The sequence below is a fragment of the Sporolactobacillus terrae genome, from assembly GCF_019930545.1.
In the GTDB taxonomy this organism is placed as follows: domain Bacteria; phylum Bacillota; class Bacilli; order Bacillales; family Sporolactobacillaceae; genus Sporolactobacillus; species Sporolactobacillus terrae.
The window spans coordinates 114,555-130,380 of sequence record NZ_CP082837.1 but is presented as its reverse complement, the minus strand read 5'-3'; the positions used below and the strand labels follow the sequence as shown (position 1 = coordinate 130,380).

Genomic DNA, 15,826 nt, shown 5'->3' with positions numbered 1-15,826 from the left:
CACAATTCGAAAACGAATTACAAAGCATATTTAAAAGAAAGTCGAAAACGATCTTTAAAAATTCAGACTAAAAAAAATGTAAGCAGTTTAAACAAAATTTAATTCAGCACAAAACCTGCATTAGGAACAATCTTTCCAGCTTAAGATACGGATTGATCAAGTCTACTGGTAAAAAGCAAGTTCGTCACATACTTCCGAGTTTCTGGAATCAGAAGCTGCACCGTCGCTTGCGGAGCGTTTCCTGTCTCCTCAGCCTGTTTGAATGCAACAAATGTGCCACTAAGATTTTCAATGATACCGACAATGCAAAAATTATTTTCAAGCAACGTGTCAATCTTTTGCTTTTCATCTAAATAAAGCTGGTGTTCTTGCATTGCTCAACCTCCAAACGTACTGATCAGGCGCTGGCGTTCGTTCCAAGTCATCGAAACGTCACTTGGCTGATCGATCATATCAATCGCGCCTTCTGCCGGACAGACAATGGAACAAAGGTTGCAACCGACGCAATCCTGTTCACGCACTTTGAGTGCACGGGTACCGTCGGACTCTGTATAAAATTCAATGCACTGATGTGCTGCATCCTCACAGGCAATGTGGCATTTGTTGCAATGAATACAATAGTCTTGATTGATACGGGCAACCACTTTGTGATTCAAATCGAGGTCGCCCCATTTCTTATATTTGGAAACAGAACGCCCGACCAAATCCGAAACGGAAGCAAGACCTTTTTCATCCAAATAATTGTTCAATCCGTCGATCATATCCTCAACAATACGGAAGCCATGATGCATGGCAGCCGTGCATACCTGCACGCTCGATGCACCCATCAACATAAATTCTGCGGCATCCTGCCAGTTTTCGATCCCGCCGATCCCGGAGATTGGTACCGGAATATCCGGCTGCGTCGCACACTCGGCAACCATGCTCAAGGCAATCGGCTTCACTGCAGGTCCGCAATAACCGCCGTGTGTCCCTTTGCCGGCGACATTCGGGATTGTATTCCATGTGTCCAGGTCAACGCCCATTAAACTATTAATGGTATTGATCATGCTGATCGCATCGGCTCCGCCTTGAGCAGCCGCATAGGCAGTTGCCGTAATATCCGTAATGTTCGGGGTTAATTTGACGATCACCGGTGTTTCTGCTGCTTCTTTTGTCCAATAGGTTTGTTTTTCGACCAATTCCGGAACCTGCCCTGAGGCAGAACCCATACCGCGCTCAGCCATTCCATGCGGACAGCCGAAATTGAGTTCCAGACCGTCAACACCAACATCCTCAACACGTTTGACAATCTCATGCCATTTCTCCTGTTTTGGCTCAACCATGAGCGAAGCAATGATTGCATGATCAGGATAGGCACGTTTCGTTTCTCTGATCTCGCGCAGATTGACTTCAAGCGGACGATCCGTAATCAGTTCAATATTATTAAAACCAGCCACACGCTGCCCGCCATAATTCAATCCTGAGAATCGTGACGTTACATTGATGACCGGATCACCCAGTGTTTTCCATACGGCACCGCCCCAACCGGCGTCAAATGCACGCTGCACCTGATAGCCGGTGTTGGTCGGTGGTCCGGAAGCCAGCCAGAAAGGATTCTTTGACTTAATGCCTGCAAAATCAATATGCAAATCCGCCATCGCCTTCACTCCTCAGTTTTAAATTTTGCTGAGCAGCTGCTCATGAATCGCTTGTGCTGTCTTTTTCCCCTGCTCCGCAGCTGCAACAACCATCGCTTCGCCTTTTCCATTACCGAAAATCACATCACCGGCAGCATATACCTTAGGATTCGATGTTTGGTAAGTCAGCGGGTCAACCGCCACAACACCGTGATCATGAGCCAAATCAAATGCCTCAATCAATGGTACATCACGCATTTGTCCGATCGCCTTGACCACGACATCGGTGTTCATGGGAAATGGAGCATTGTCAATTTCGATTGGACGGCGGCGCCCGCTTGCATCTTTTTCGCCGAGCATGATTGGCGCACAGACAACGCTTGTAACGTTACCGTTTTCGTCGCCTTCAATCCTTTTCGGCTGTGTTTGCCAGCGAAATTCAATGCCTTCTTCTTTGGCAAAACGGTATTCAAACGGATAAGCAGTCATTTCCTTCTCAGAACGGCGGTACACGATTTGCACGCGAGCCGCACCCAATCGTTTTAGACAAGTCGCTGCGTCGATGGCCGTATTCCCGGCACCAATCACGACTGCCTTTTTCCCGGAGAAACGATCCGTGACGTGGCCGCTTTTTACACGTTCAATCAGCTGAATCGCATCAAATACGCCGTCAAGTTCTTCTCCGGGAATGCCAAGCGGCGGTACATGAGCCATACCGATGGCCAGGATAACTGCATCAAACCCATCAAGAACCGCTTGAATCGATACATCTTTTCCGACTTCAGTATTCGTTTGAATGCTCACGCCGAGTTTCTTGATCTGCTCGACTTCCCAAAGCGCAACATGCTTGGGAAGCCGAAAGGGAACGATCCCGTACGTATCCAGACCTCCAGCTTCCGCTTGTTTCTCAAAAACCGTTACTTGATAGCCATAACGCGCAAGTTCCCGAGCCGAAGACAACCCGGCCGGACCGGCACCGATTACTGCAACCCTTTTGCCGTTCTGCTCGCCTGCCTCAAACAATTGCGGATTATTTTTCATCGCCCAGTTCATCGTATGCCGCTGCAGATCGCCGATCATAATTGGTAGTGACGCATCGTTGAGCACGCAAGCACCTTCGCATAATTCTTCGGTTGGACATACCCGCGCGCAGGTTGCTGCGACCGGATTCGCTTCCATAATGATACGCGCCGACCCTTTCATATTGCCGGTTGTAATCTTTTTGATGAATAACGGAACATCAATATGGGTTGGACAGGCCTTCATACACGGTGCATCGAAACAGAACAAACAGCGATTCGCTTCCTCCATGACTTCTTTTGGCTTCATGTCGGGCTTCACTTCATCGAAGATCTTCCAAGCATTCGTTGCTGCAGAATCCATAACCAATCATCTCCTCGTATTCAGCCGTCATTCATTGCGTGAATCAGACGTTTTCCGGATCGGATTTGATTACATTGCCACTTAATTTTTTTGACGTACTTGCTGAATCCATCATCACCGTCATCGAGGCGTACTCTTCCTCGCTGAGCATGCTCGGGCTTTGACGCATCAGGTATCCGTACACGCACCCGGAGATGATCAGACCGAATGTCCATGCATTTTGCCACAGGAAGGAAAGTGCCGGGATAAAGAGCCCAAGTACCGGAATCACGATTCCGATCAGCAAGGCATAAATACTCTTCATGTTAAAGCCGGAAGCATAGCTGTATCGACCGTCGCTTTTATACAACTCGCTCAATGCAAGACGACGTTTGCGTACAAACCAATAATCGGCAATTGCAATTCCATCGATCGGACCAAGCAGCGCGCCGTATCCGTTGAGGAAGACGAAAATGTAATTGGCGATATCGCCAACAAGATACCATGGCTGCATCACAAGCGAAAGCAGACCAGTTAAAATGGCACCGCCGGCAAAGGTGATTTTTTTCGGATAAAGATTTTCTGCCGCACGAGCCGGAGCGACGACGTTCGCAGCAACATTGGTCGTTAAGGCAGCTAGGATAATGCCAATTGTACCGATGAAGATCACAAATGGAGGAAAATGAGAAAGAAGTGCAGCCGGATCCCAGATCGCTTCACCGAAAATAACGACGGTAGCCGAGGTGACCCCAACACCGATGAACGCAAACAGTCCCATCGTACCGGGAAGTGCAATCGATTGACCAACCACTTGCGCTTTTTGACTTTTCGCGTAGCGTCCGAAATCAGGAATGTTTAGAGCCAAGGTTGCCCAAAAAGCGATGACCCCGGTTAATGCAGGGAAAAAGATGGCTAGGAACGAGCCGACTGAATTAAATTTAGAAGGAGCAGAAAGCATTGGCCCAAAGCCGCCGGCAGCAGTTAATGCCCAAATCAGCAAGGCAAGACCGAGAATGAGCAACACCGGGGCAGCCCAGAATTCCATTTTACGGATGGCTTCCGGTCCGCGATAGGCGATCAATACATTCAGAGCCCAGAATGCAAAGAACGCGATGAACAAGTGCCCGCCGACCTGTTCCCAACCGGTCATTGAGACAAGCAGCGTATCGATCGCCGCACCACCGTACCAGCAGTTAATACCGAACCAAGCCGCGGCAACGATTGCCCGGGCAATCGCCGGAATATGTGCCCCTTTTGATCCGAACCAAAGACGTGCGAATACCGGATAAGGGATGCCAAACTTCGTACCGGCATGCGTATTCAGCAAGATTGGAATCAGAACGATCAAGTTTCCGAGAATGATCGTGACGATTGCCTGCCACCAGTTCATCCCCAGTGCAATCAGTCCGGACGACATTGTGTACGTCGGGATACAGATACACATGCCTATCCAAAGTGAAGCAAAGTTATATGCCGTCCAATGATGTTCCTCTTTCGTTGTCGGGCGCAAATCTTCATTCAACAGATGACTGTCTTTAAGCGTTTCAGCAGCTTCGCTGGTCAATGTTACAATACCGTTTTGCTCAACTTGCGTTTTCGTCATGTGTCTTCCTCCCTAATTTAATTTGGAGTTGCAGGAGAACCATCACAAGACCTCGTTCATAGAGGCAAAACCATCACAAAGCTCAAAGCCTTGTTCTCTCTTGATCACGAAAGCTATTAAAAAAAGAATCATTGCAAGAATCACGCCGGACTAAGGATGGAAAGCACTGTATCCAGGGCCGCATTCACCCCCTTTGCGCAATCTTCATAGTCCGTAAACTCTTCCTCACAGTGGCTCTTGCCATCCAAGCTTGGAACGAAAATCATTGCCGTAGGAATGTAATCGGCTATATACTGAGCGTCATGACCGGCACCGCTGTACATTCTTTTATAGGTATAACCCAGCTCTTGTGCCGATTGTTCCAACCTGTCGCAAAGCGTCTGGTCAAAGGCAACGGTCTTTCTCCCCCATAATTTTCGAACCTTAATTGTGCAGCCGCCCAAAGTTTCTGGTAGCTCTTTAATCGCTTGAACGACTTGTGCCACAACATTCATATCTTTGTGCCGCGCTTCGAGTGTGAACGTCACTCGATTCGGAATCACGGTATGAATATTCGGAGCCACCAGCATTCGTCCCATCGTATAAACCAAATCAGAATCCAGCTCATTCAACTTCTTCCTCAGTAGGACGATGGCATCGGTCGCTGCAAACAACGCATCCTTGCGCATGGGCATCGGTGTCGTTCCAGCATGATCTGATGCCCCGGTTACCTCAATCTCGTCATTCACCATACCGACAACGCCCTCAACAATGCCGATCGAACGTGCTTCGCTCTCGAGCACCGGCCCCTGTTCAATATGCATTTCCAAATAAGCGGTCGCTTCCTGTAGTCGATTGGCCGCATCGCCCTCATAACCGCTCGCCGCCAATGCCTCTCCAAAAGTCATGCCTTGCGAATCCATACTTTGCAGCATTTGCGCCTTCTCAAATTTTCCGGAGATGATTCCGGAACACATCATCGCCGGATCAAAACGTGCACCTTCTTCATTCGTGAAATCAACGAGCATGAACGGAATTTTCGGCTGAATGCGGTGGTCATGCAGCGTTCGTGCCACTTCCAGTGCGGCAATAACGCCGAGCACACCGTCAAAACGACCGCCTTTCTTCACCGTGTCGAGATGGGACCCCATCACCAGCGGAGGTCGGTCCTCGCTGCCTGCCATTGTGGCGTACACATTTGCAACATCGTCAACCTTGATACTCATCCCTAGCTCCTTACAACAAGAGACCAGGTAGTCCCGTGCACCGATATCCTCATTTGAAAGCGATAGTCGCGTGACCCCATTCTTCTCAGTGCGCCCAAAATCCGCAAATTTTTCAATTGTCTCCTTCAACCGTTCCGCATTAATCTTCAGCTTCTGTTCCTGCACGAGCGTCCCGCCTCCGTAAAACAATTTTTCCTTGCTGAACCGGCTCAAATGACACGCGTTGTCTCGAACTCCATTTCACTGTAAAAAAATTATTTTTCATTGCGGTCAAACGTATGGCGCATTTTATGAGCAAACCGCTTAATTAAGGCGTCATCAACTTCGAATCTGCGAACAGAACCTCTTTTTCAAACTGAGTCAAAGCAGCTTCAAAGCGATCCATCGCTTCATTAATTTCCGCTTCGGTAATAATCAGCGGCGGAGCGATCATCACACTCGATTCATGTGAGTAGGTGTAAAAGCCTTGGGCCATCAGCATGCCGACGAATTTTTTCATCAGTCCGACTTTATCCCTGCCGAAATCCATCCCATAGGCGATCAGCGGTTCTTTTGTCTCCTTGTCTTTGACGAGTTCAACTGCCGCGAACAGTCCGATACAGCGCACCTCGCCAACGGATGCAAAACGTTTCAGCTTATCGAGACGCTCTGCCAGAACATCGCCCATCGCCGCCGCGTGATCAATCAAGTGCTCCTCCTTGTACACATCAAGCGTGGCGCAGCCGATTTGTGTGGAGACCGTGTGCCCACTATAGGTCAATCCGGTCATCAGCACATGATCATCGAAATAGTCAGCAATCTGCTTGCTGACAATCACACCGCCAAGTGGACTATAGCCGCAGGTCACGCCTTTGGCAAAAGTCATCATGTCCGGTTCAATTCCGAAATGTTCAACCGCAAACATTTTCCCGGTGCGCCCGAAACCGGCCATGACCTCGTCGCAAATCATCAGGATCCCATATTTCGTGCACAGCTCCCGTACACCTTCCATATAACCCTTTGGCGGAATCAGTACGCCGTTGCTACCTGGAATCGACTCCATGAAAATGGCTGCAATCGATTCCGGCCCTTCATAGAGGATCTGACTGTTGAGACGATCCAGATAGAAAGCTGCCGCCGCTTCTTCACTGTCAAAAGCAATGGATTCCCGGTAAAGGTACGGTGTCTCAAATTTAATGAATCCAGGAAGTCCCGGTTCAACAGTGAAACGACGATTTTCACCGGATAAATTACCGGCACCAAAGGTTGCGCCATGATAGGATCGATAACGTGAGAAGATTTTGTACCGTCCCGAGTACATGCGCGCAATTTTTACCGCGTGGTCATTCGAGTCGGCACCGCCATTGGCGAAGAAGACCTTGGCCATGTTCTTTGGCGCAACCTCAATAATCTTGTGGGCAAGCTCTGCCTTCGATTCTGTCGCAAACCCCGGTGCGGAAAGCGGGATTTCACCGATGTGTTTGAACGCCTCCATCAGCTTCGGATGATTATGGCCCACATTCAGATAGACAAGCTGTGAACACATGTCGTAAAACCTTTTTCCTGTCTCATCCCAGAAAAAAATTCCTTGCGCTTTTTTAATGATCTTAGGATGGACGTCTTTTTGTTTAGACCATGAATGTAAGACATAGTTTCGATCGTCTTCTTTAATTTGCTGGTCATCAAGGTGCTCCATTGCGCCATCTCCAGTCCATTTTTCTGAATTAACATAATTTAATGATATAACGATAAAAACAGAAAACAATGAACATTCAGCCAAAAAATAATGTGCACTTGCACAATCGCAAGGCACATTATCGCATCAGATCTTCAATCATAAAGGCCAACTGCAAATTCGTTTTCACAAAAGGATGCCCCAGATCTGCTCCAAGAATCGCTTCAATTTTTTTCACTTTATAAAGGACTGTATTCCGATGAATAAATTTTTTATGAGCAATCGTTGCCGTGCGTCCATCCTCTTCGAGAAAAACACGAAGAAATGGAACAAAATCAGTCTCATGCAGTTGATCATAACGGTACAGCTGCCCAAGATACTTTTGATAAAAGCGCTCAATGATGCGTGGATCGCGCACATCCATAATAATGCGATAGGCACCTAGATCATTAAACTCACAAATCTTCAAATACGGATGACGTTTAGCCAGACGTAGTACCGTCAGCGCTTCCTGGTAACTCCTTTGAGCCTCCATAACCGGGTATTCGCTTCCGCTCCCGATTGAAAGGTTGCGCCACTCTGTCTTCTTGGCGCGAATTGCCTCGGTCAGCTTCATCAGCGGCAAGTCCGATCCGCGCAGTTGTACAGTCAAATAAATTAATTGATTCTCCCGATGCATCGATTGCAGCAGTCGGTATTTTCGCGACAGTTCCATCTCTATTCCATAGACGAGCGCAACCGGCAATTGATCCGAATCATACGAACAGACCACGATTGAAAAGGATTGATCCGCCTGCGCGCCGATCTGCTCAAGTTCCGCAGTCACATAAGCACGATCGGGAACGGATTGGAACAACAGCTCTGACAGCAAATCTCTGAAACGGGATTGATTCTGTTCCGCCGCTGCAAGAAACTGAACGGTAATTTTCACGAAATCAGCCACACGATAGCTCCAAGGCATACTGAAAATTGGGAACCGATGGCTATTTGCAAAATCCATGACTTCATTGGGAATGCTCGGAATATATGGACCGACATTCAAGATCACGCCGGATGCTTGGTGATCATAGGTTTTTTTCACCATGGTGATCAGCTTTTCCTCATCATGATCCATGTTGATCCCCGTCGTGACAAGCAGCTCGCCTGCCTTAAAAAAGTCGAATAAACAGTCGCTTTCCATCACATTGACCCCGGAGATCGTTCGCGACATGCCCGCTTCTCCGGCGACCGGTTTGATCGTTGAAAGTTCCGGCAGCATAAACAAATGCTTAAGTGTGATCATCTCATTCCCCCTTACAATCCAAAGAAACATTTAGGAAGTAAAGCATTGAATCAAAAACGAACGAAAGTAGAAACGTAATCAGCCTGTATTAAAGCCTATTCTGACTTGTTTAAAAATTTTCACATCTACTTTGACTATAAATCGATCCATTTCCCATGTCCAATGCTATGTAAAGAAAGTTCACCCACATTACTCAGACATGCACTCTCCGGAATACAGCGTCACCGGACTTGATCCGAAGCACTTTGAAGATGCCGTGATCCTCTCACTTCTGATCGATCTCTATCGCTACGATCAATGGAAGCGATCAGAAAACCCTGACTAAGCCCGTTCCTTGCTCCCGTAGGACGAGGATTGGATCCATCAATCTTGAGTTTGAACGACACTTCAGCTGCTTGCCGAGGGCGATCCGGGAGCCTCCTCGAACACGCAATTTTCCTGAGGGGTCTTCCTTGGCTTGCTTGCCGCGGGCGTCTCACTCATATCTCAATTTGATTGATTACAGATATGCTGCTTATCCCAGTTTCAGCAAGTTCATGTTAAAAAAAAAAAAAAAAACAGACCCTAAAATCAGGTCTGCTCCCACGCTCAAATGTTTAGAACCGTTCAATAACATCAGCATTTAACTTTTTCAACACGTCGACTGTCAACTTCACCGCCGAAACAAAATCCTCATAGGCAACAAAGCAATAGGAGGTATGCGCATAACGAACCGGCACACTGATCACAACGGTCGGCGCGCCGTGATACAGATTGATCACCGCACCATCATTGCCACCTCCGCTTCGTACAGACTGTTGCGTCGGAATCCTTTTTTCAGAAGCCAGATCAAGGCAGAACTTTTGAAAACGCGGATTTACAATAATCGATGAGTCAAAATGACGCAGCATCGGTCCGCGTTTGAGCCCGGTTTGGATCATATACTCGGGCATCACCGTATCATCCGCCGGCGCACCTTCAAACACGATTGAAACATCCGCATTGATCTTCTTCATCGCGACCTGTGCGCCACGCTCGCCAACCTCTTCCTGTGCAGAAAGCGAGGCTACAACATCAATGTCAAGATCCGATCCATCCAATTCCTTCAGAACTTCAGCCATCACCGCCGTACCGATTCGGTTGTCAAACGCCTTGCCCAGCATTAAACCCTTGGCTTCGTTATACTCGAACGTCACGTCCGGCACAACCGGTGCCCCAATGTCAATTTTGAAATCGCGAACCGCTTCCTCAGCAGAAGTTGCGCCAACATCGATCACCATCTCGGAAACCTCAGGTAGTCGTTTGCGCTCCTCCGCGGTCATAAAATGAGGAGGTGTGCTGGCGATAATCCCCGATATGTATTGCCCATCGCGATTGCGCACGCGCACCTTGTGTGCCGGAATATTGGCGCGCACCCAGCCGCCGACCGTCACAAAACGCAGCATGCCATTCGGTTTCACTGCCTGAACCATAAATCCGACTTCGTCGCTGTGCGCATCCAGCTGAACAACCGGACGAGCACCATTATTTCCATTTCGCGCCGCATACACATTGCGCATATGATCTTCCTCGACCGAACTGAACGGCTTGACCGCATCAGTAAAAATGCCGGCAACCTCGTCCTCAAAACCTGAGATACCGTGCGCATTCGACAAACGCTCAATCAATTGAATCGACTTTTTCTTATCCACAAAAATGCACCTCTCGTCTCTAAAACACCTACATGATAATTTCATTATTATTATAGTATCGTTCAAAAAGAGTTGTCTCAAGAAACATTCTATAGACAACTTTCCAAGACAGAAAAGAGTACCACCGCCATCTTAGTACTCTTTCTCCATGTGCGTCATTCGAAGTCAAACGGAGTGATCACTCCGCTTGTTCACCTGCTGCTTCTCCTCATCCTTTTCAACAAATCGAAAGAGCAGGTAGCCGGCTACGGTTCCGATTGTATTCAGGATCACATCATTAATATCGGTGGTGCGGTTGGGCAGAAAAAGCTGAATGCATTCAATGATCGATGAGAACAAGGCACCCATAAACACAAGATGCAGGAATTTGAAGTACGGGTACTTTAACGTGAGCATGTAACCGAACGGGAGAAAAAGCAATACATTACCTAGATCATCAATAATAAAGTACTTCATCGAGGCCGAACGAAAATCATCGAACAAATGCAGCGGATTCATGTTCACATTGAAATGATGCACCGGACCGCCATGCCAGTTGCCGGTACCGATTAGACCATGAGGAATCATCGTCAAGTAAAGAACAAAAAGGATCGAAAAGGTTAAGGCAATGTTGATCATTGCTTGTTTTAAACCGTTCATCCGATCCCTCCTCCACACGAATCTTGGTAAAGTTACTATTAAATTAAGTGTTAGGCAACCGTGATTTTTTGTCAAACGAAAACACCCGGACAAGAGTGTCCGAGTGCCGCCTGAGGAACACTTTGACGTCAAAGACGTTTACTCTGAATCAACCTCATCTCCAAAAATCCCTTTGAGATGATCATCAAAGTGTTCATGAATTTTTTTGAACTTCTGATCAAATTCTTCTTGCGTGATGATCCCTTTCTCCATCAATAAGTAGAATAATGCGGTGATACGCTCATAGTTAAGTACAGCCTCAGATCCAAGTTCCGTGATGATCTCGTCATTGCCCATTTTGCCAAACATCCCCTCATAAAAATAAACGATGTTAGCACTATAACCAAATGTACCAATCGGCATACGCACGCCTTGGCCACCAGTCTGTGGCAAATCACGACATCAGTTATGACGCTGAGACCTTTTCCTTAATCGTTTTACAACGACTCTGTGACGACTTTGCGTTCAAATGGGTCGGAGCTGATTCCGGCTTCAACGATCTTTTTCGCCCATTCTTTTGCCGAGAAGAGCGAGTGATCGCGATAGTTGCCGCAACTCTCAATGGTTGTACCTTGAACATCGTCCCATGTTGCCGGCCCGGCGATAAATTCAAGCGATCCTTTTAATGCTTTGGCGACATCAACCGGATCATGTTCGCCCCAAAGAATCAGGTGAAACCCTGTGCGGCAGCCAAACGGTGAGCAGTCAATGACGCCTTCAAGCCGATCGCGCAGAAGGCTTGCCAGCATGTGTTCAATCGTGTGCAGTCCTGCAGTTGGAATGGCATTTTCATTCGGCTGTACAAAGCGCAGGTCATAATTCTGGATGACATCGCCTTTCGGTCCTTTTTGTGTGGCAATTAAGCGCACATAAGGCGCGAGAACCTTCGTATGGTCAAGGGTGAAACTTTCAACTTTTGCCATGATGAAACACTCCTATTCGCTTCATTTATATTTATCGTATCATTTAAACGCGGGTACATATACACCGTTATATGTTTTTTTGATAGTGTTTGCAACCGATTGCGTCTGATATGCTTTTGCGGCTGATGCAGAAACGTATCGTGCTGAAATGCCGTCAGAACCAATTCTTTATTAAACTATATTCTTCATATTCGCTACCAAATCGAACTCTTGTTGGAATAGCGATTTTGTTTGATTGATCAAATTCGAATAGATGCTTTCCTTGGTTTCCATTGGCCCTCCTAATCCTCACGCAGCCAGCGATTCTATCCCTCGTCAATGAGTTAAAACTATTCTATATTGATAAATCATATATGTCAACTAGGTATTATAGTGATTAAAAAACCTTTGAGAACGATCCGGCCCTCAAAGGTTTTTTGGGTCATCCATTAATAAGAAACGTTTGGATTGACGAGATGCGTGGGTCTTTGATCTGCACTCAAGCGCTGAACCAATTGTTCAAGCGTCATTTTTCGTGCTGCGTAAAAGGAGTCTTCTGAAACAAAGGCAGCGTGCGGGGTTATTACTGTATTCTCAAGAGAAAATAGGCGACTTTGTTCCGTATCTTCATCCTCGATCACATCAAGTGCAGCCGCCTGGATATCGCCGCCTTTGAGCGCTTTGATCAAAGCCGCCTCATCAACGACCTTGCCGCGGGCGGTATTGATCAAAAAAGCAGTCTTTTTCATTAGCTTCAGTTCCCGTTCTGAAATCAAATGCTGGGTTGTGTCCATGAGCGGGCAATGAAGCGAGACAATATCCGCTTCAGTAAGCAGTTCATCAAACGTTTCCGCCTTTTCCACACCATAGGCTTCCAGAAATTCTTTGGTTTTGGTTGGCGCATAGGCAAGAATACGCACATTCAGTGCTTGCAGCATCGGAATCATTGCCCGCGGAATACTGCCGAAGAAATAAAGGCCAACCGTTTTACCTTCGAGCCGATGCGTCGTGTAGCCCAGGCGCGGATCCCATTTTCCCTGGCGCACCGTGCGATCAAAATAGGTAATCTTCCGCGTCAGGTCAATGATCATGCCAATGGTGTGCAGTGCAACTTCTTTGGAGCAGAATCCCGGGCAGTTGGTCACGCATACGCCGCGTTTGGTCGCTGCGCCAAGATCGACATTATCAACACCGATTGATTGCAACGCAACAATCTTCAAATGAGGCAGTTGATTTAGAATACCTTTTGTGATTTGCTGATACTCGACGACCACACCGTCCGCATCCTGCGCATAGTCGACAAATGATTTCCGATTCTCGTAATCTTTCACTTCGATCAGCTCAAGATCATTAATCTTCCATTCCGTAAGCAATTGACGCTCATAGTCAAGCGAATCATCAATATTATAGTAGAGGACCTGCTTGTTCATGGCGGTCATCCTCTCTCATTTTTTACTCCATTGACTCAAGACCTGATCAATAATCGCAATGCCCTGATCGATTTCCTGCTTTTTTACGTTAAGCGGTGTCGCAAAACGCATGCCGTTTTCATGGACGCCGCAACCGAGCGTCAGAAGTTTCTTCTCTAAGCACCCCTTCTGCACCTTCGCCAGCAGGTCCCCTGCAGGGCTGCCATCCGCATGTGAAAATTCAATTGCCTGCATTAACCCAAGCCCGCGCACATCGGAAATACAGGCATATTTTTTCTGTAATTCTTGAAGCTGTTCATTCAAATAGCCGCCGATCTCGTTGACGTGATCAAGCAGCTGCTCTTCTTTAAATACATCTAAAACCGCTAAGGCAGCAGCTGCACACAGCGGATTACCGCCAAAAGTCGTCCCATGCATCCCCGGATGCCATTCCGCCATAACCTCCGGCGTCGCAATCACCGCACTCATCGGCAATCCCCCCGCAATCGCCTTGCCCACCGTCATGATATCGGGAACCACATCAAAATGCTCGCCGGCAAACATTTTTCCAGTCCGACCGTATCCCGACTGAATTTCATCCATAATCAACAAAATTCCATAGCGATCACAGCGCTGGCGAATGCCCTGAACAAAAGCCTTCGACGGAACAACGTACCCGCCTTCCCCTTGAATCGGCTCCATAATGATCGCCGCAACCTGATCCGGACTCACCAGATACTCAAACAAATGATCCAATTCATCCAGACAAAAATTCGTCCGCTGCGCCTCATCAAATCCGTTTGGACACAGATCCTTCGACGGATAAGGCGTAAAATAAACCGAACCGACCAGCGGCTCATACGTTTTTCGGTATTTTGCCTTAGACCCCGTCACCGACAGCGCCCCGAACGTCCGCCCATGAAAAGAACCCTCAAACGCAATCATTGCCGGCCGTTTCGTGTAGGCACGTGCCAGTTTCAAAGCGCCATCAATCGCCTCCGCCCCGCCATTGGAAAAAAACACCGAATTCAGCTTGCCTGGCGTTACCTCCGCCAAACGTTTCGCCAATTCAAGCGTCGACGGATAATTCACCACATTAAATGAGGCCGTGAGCAACTGCTCCGCCTGCTGCTTAATCGCCGCAACGACCTTCGGGTGACAATGCCCTAGCGCATTGACCGCAATTCCCTGAACAAAGTCGAGATAACGCACACCATTCACATCCGTTGAATAGCATCCCTGACCACTTTCCATAATCAGATCCGTTGCCTTAGCCAATGCAGGACTCAAATAGGGCCGATAATCCTCGAACTTCATGTACACGCCCCCTGAGAATAAGATCACCTCAAAATCTGCTTTAGCTATAAAGGTATGACGTGTGCAGGGGAATATGCTGATCCTTTCAAAAACAAAAACCACTCAAATTCTATGAATCGGGATAGAATAGAACATTATAAAATACCTTTTTTGTGATTTTTTGCCATTAAATAAAACCAATGAACACATTCAGATTACAAATGTTTTTACTCTCTGATCCTAATAAAACTCGTTTTATTCTGTAAAACTTTTGTAATAACTGCAAATAATGGTATAATAGCAAACGTTTGACCATTCTATTATCCTACGAAAGAAGGCATACATATGAAATGTGTTCATTGTGGCAAGGAGAACGGTAACAATGCAGCTTTTTGTGGTCATTGCGGACACCCGCTTAATCCCGCATCCACTGAGCAAGCCGCACAAGAAGAATCGGCGGCGACTGCAGCGAAAAAAGGTGAAATTACGATTAACGCGGACGTCTTTGCAAACTTTTGGAGTTATGTAAAAGGTGCGTTGAGAACGCCAAATGCCTTCGAAGATCACCTGAAAAATGGTATTTTTTCTCTTGCTCTTCTCTGTATTTTTCTTCCTATATCTATCGTTAACGCAATTAATCAACTCTATCATACCGTTGGTGGATGGATTGGAAGCGAATTGTTTGGATCGGTGTCACCAATAAAGGCACAACTATTGGGATTCGATGCAATGGTTAAGGGGATGCTTACGCTGGCCATCTGTATCGCCTTTTACGCACTCCTCATCTTCTTATGCTTAAAAGTTGCTCACGCAGAGGTCTCGTATCAATCAATTATTGCGCGATTTGGATCCTTAAGCGTACCACTAATGGTACTCTCACTTGCACTATTCTTCATCTCATATCTTAATTTACAGATCTACTTAGCTCTTCTAGTCTTAGCATCCATCGGCATCCAAGTCATGTTCTTTTTGACCATGTTCTCCTTCAGCAAGAAAACGCATCTTGATACTTTTTACCTCACGCTGATCTGCCATGTTGTCTACACCGTTATCATTTATTTTGCGCTGAAATCGTACATTGTTAATCTCTTTATGAATCTTCCAACCTTACTGAACAGCTAATTTAGAGCAGTTTAAAAAACAGAA

14 protein-coding genes are annotated in these 15,826 nt (G+C 47.0%); 1 reads left to right on the top strand and 13 read right to left on the bottom strand.

Features of this window, described 5'->3' with window-relative positions; all coding sequences use genetic code 11:
- Positions 1-140: 140 nt before the first annotated feature.
- The 13 genes from K7399_RS00585 to K7399_RS00525 all read right to left on the bottom strand — a co-directional run bounded on the left by K7399_RS00585 (position 141) and on the right by K7399_RS00525 (position 14,701).
- Complete coding sequence (locus K7399_RS00585) at positions 141-374, bottom strand: hypothetical protein (RefSeq protein WP_028975804.1); 234 nt, start codon at positions 372-374, stop codon at positions 141-143.
- Positions 375-377: 3 nt separating this feature from the next.
- The gene (gene preA, locus K7399_RS00580; RefSeq protein WP_028975803.1) at positions 378-1,640 is read right to left on the bottom strand and encodes an NAD-dependent dihydropyrimidine dehydrogenase subunit PreA; all 1,263 of its coding nucleotides are present in this window, start codon (positions 1,638-1,640) and stop codon (positions 378-380) included.
- Between the two features lie 18 nt (positions 1,641-1,658).
- Positions 1,659-3,002, bottom strand: a complete 1,344-nt coding sequence (locus K7399_RS00575; protein ID WP_028975802.1) for an NAD(P)-dependent oxidoreductase — start codon at positions 3,000-3,002, stop codon at positions 1,659-1,661.
- Between the two features lie 43 nt (positions 3,003-3,045).
- Positions 3,046-4,584, bottom strand: coding sequence for an NCS1 family nucleobase:cation symporter-1 (locus K7399_RS00570; protein WP_028975801.1), 1,539 nt, complete (start codon positions 4,582-4,584; stop codon positions 3,046-3,048).
- A 140-nt stretch (positions 4,585-4,724) separates the two neighbouring features.
- Positions 4,725-5,954, bottom strand: a complete 1,230-nt coding sequence (locus tag K7399_RS00565; protein ID WP_028975800.1) for a Zn-dependent hydrolase — start codon at positions 5,952-5,954, stop codon at positions 4,725-4,727.
- A 142-nt stretch (positions 5,955-6,096) separates the two neighbouring features.
- Positions 6,097-7,464 (bottom strand): aminotransferase class III-fold pyridoxal phosphate-dependent enzyme, encoded by a 1,368-nt coding sequence (locus K7399_RS00560; RefSeq protein WP_028975799.1) that lies wholly within the window; start codon positions 7,462-7,464, stop codon positions 6,097-6,099.
- A 118-nt stretch (positions 7,465-7,582) separates the two neighbouring features.
- On the bottom strand, positions 7,583-8,725 hold the full coding sequence (locus K7399_RS00555; protein ID WP_164875468.1) for a PucR family transcriptional regulator: 1,143 nt from the start codon (positions 8,723-8,725) through the stop codon (positions 7,583-7,585).
- Between the two features lie 596 nt (positions 8,726-9,321).
- Positions 9,322-10,395, bottom strand: a complete 1,074-nt coding sequence (locus K7399_RS00550; RefSeq protein ID WP_028975798.1) for a M42 family metallopeptidase — start codon at positions 10,393-10,395, stop codon at positions 9,322-9,324.
- Positions 10,396-10,560: 165 nt separating this feature from the next.
- Entirely contained in the window at positions 10,561-11,034 is a 474-nt protein-coding gene (locus K7399_RS00545; protein ID WP_051577759.1) for a VanZ family protein, read from the bottom strand.
- A gap of 138 nt (positions 11,035-11,172) precedes the next feature.
- Positions 11,173-11,466, bottom strand: a complete 294-nt coding sequence (locus K7399_RS00540) for a hypothetical protein (protein WP_223362443.1) — start codon at positions 11,464-11,466, stop codon at positions 11,173-11,175.
- 44 nt (positions 11,467-11,510) lie between these two features.
- Positions 11,511-11,996: an S-ribosylhomocysteine lyase gene (locus K7399_RS00535; protein WP_028975796.1), complete on the bottom strand. Its 486-nt coding sequence runs from the start codon at positions 11,994-11,996 to the stop codon at positions 11,511-11,513.
- Positions 11,997-12,424: 428 nt separating this feature from the next.
- Positions 12,425-13,405, bottom strand: coding sequence for a C-terminal binding protein (locus tag K7399_RS00530; protein ID WP_028975795.1), 981 nt, complete (start codon positions 13,403-13,405; stop codon positions 12,425-12,427).
- A 15-nt stretch (positions 13,406-13,420) separates the two neighbouring features.
- Positions 13,421-14,701 carry an aspartate aminotransferase family protein gene (locus tag K7399_RS00525; RefSeq protein WP_028975794.1) on the bottom strand — a complete coding sequence of 427 codons (1,281 nt, stop codon included), beginning with the start codon at positions 14,699-14,701 and terminating at the stop codon, positions 13,421-13,423.
- 324 nt (positions 14,702-15,025) lie between these two features.
- On the opposite strand from K7399_RS00525, the gene K7399_RS00520 reads away from it, so the two are divergent.
- Positions 15,026-15,802, top strand: coding sequence for a zinc ribbon domain-containing protein (locus K7399_RS00520; protein ID WP_028975793.1), 777 nt, complete (start codon positions 15,026-15,028; stop codon positions 15,800-15,802).
- Positions 15,803-15,826: the final 24 nt, after the last annotated feature.

Coding starts and splice junctions, on each gene's coding strand:
- K7399_RS00545 (WP_051577759.1), bottom strand. CDS start 11,034: ATGAACGGTTTAAAACAAGCAATGATCAACATTGCCTTAACCTTTTCG.
- K7399_RS00535 (WP_028975796.1), bottom strand. CDS start 11,996: ATGGCAAAAGTTGAAAGTTTCACCCTTGACCATACGAAGGTTCTCGCG.
- K7399_RS00575 (WP_028975802.1), bottom strand. CDS start 3,002: ATGGATTCTGCAGCAACGAATGCTTGGAAGATCTTCGATGAAGTGAAG.
- K7399_RS00525 (WP_028975794.1), bottom strand. CDS start 14,701: ATGAAGTTCGAGGATTATCGGCCCTATTTGAGTCCTGCATTGGCTAAG.
- K7399_RS00530 (WP_028975795.1), bottom strand. CDS start 13,405: ATGAACAAGCAGGTCCTCTACTATAATATTGATGATTCGCTTGACTAT.
- K7399_RS00520 (WP_028975793.1), top strand. CDS start 15,026: ATGAAATGTGTTCATTGTGGCAAGGAGAACGGTAACAATGCAGCTTTT.
- K7399_RS00585 (WP_028975804.1), bottom strand. CDS start 374: ATGCAAGAACACCAGCTTTATTTAGATGAAAAGCAAAAGATTGACACG.
- K7399_RS00560 (WP_028975799.1), bottom strand. CDS start 7,464: ATGGAGCACCTTGATGACCAGCAAATTAAAGAAGACGATCGAAACTAT.
- K7399_RS00555 (WP_164875468.1), bottom strand. CDS start 8,725: ATGATCACACTTAAGCATTTGTTTATGCTGCCGGAACTTTCAACGATC.
- K7399_RS00570 (WP_028975801.1), bottom strand. CDS start 4,584: ATGACGAAAACGCAAGTTGAGCAAAACGGTATTGTAACATTGACCAGC.
- preA (WP_028975803.1), bottom strand. CDS start 1,640: ATGGCGGATTTGCATATTGATTTTGCAGGCATTAAGTCAAAGAATCCT.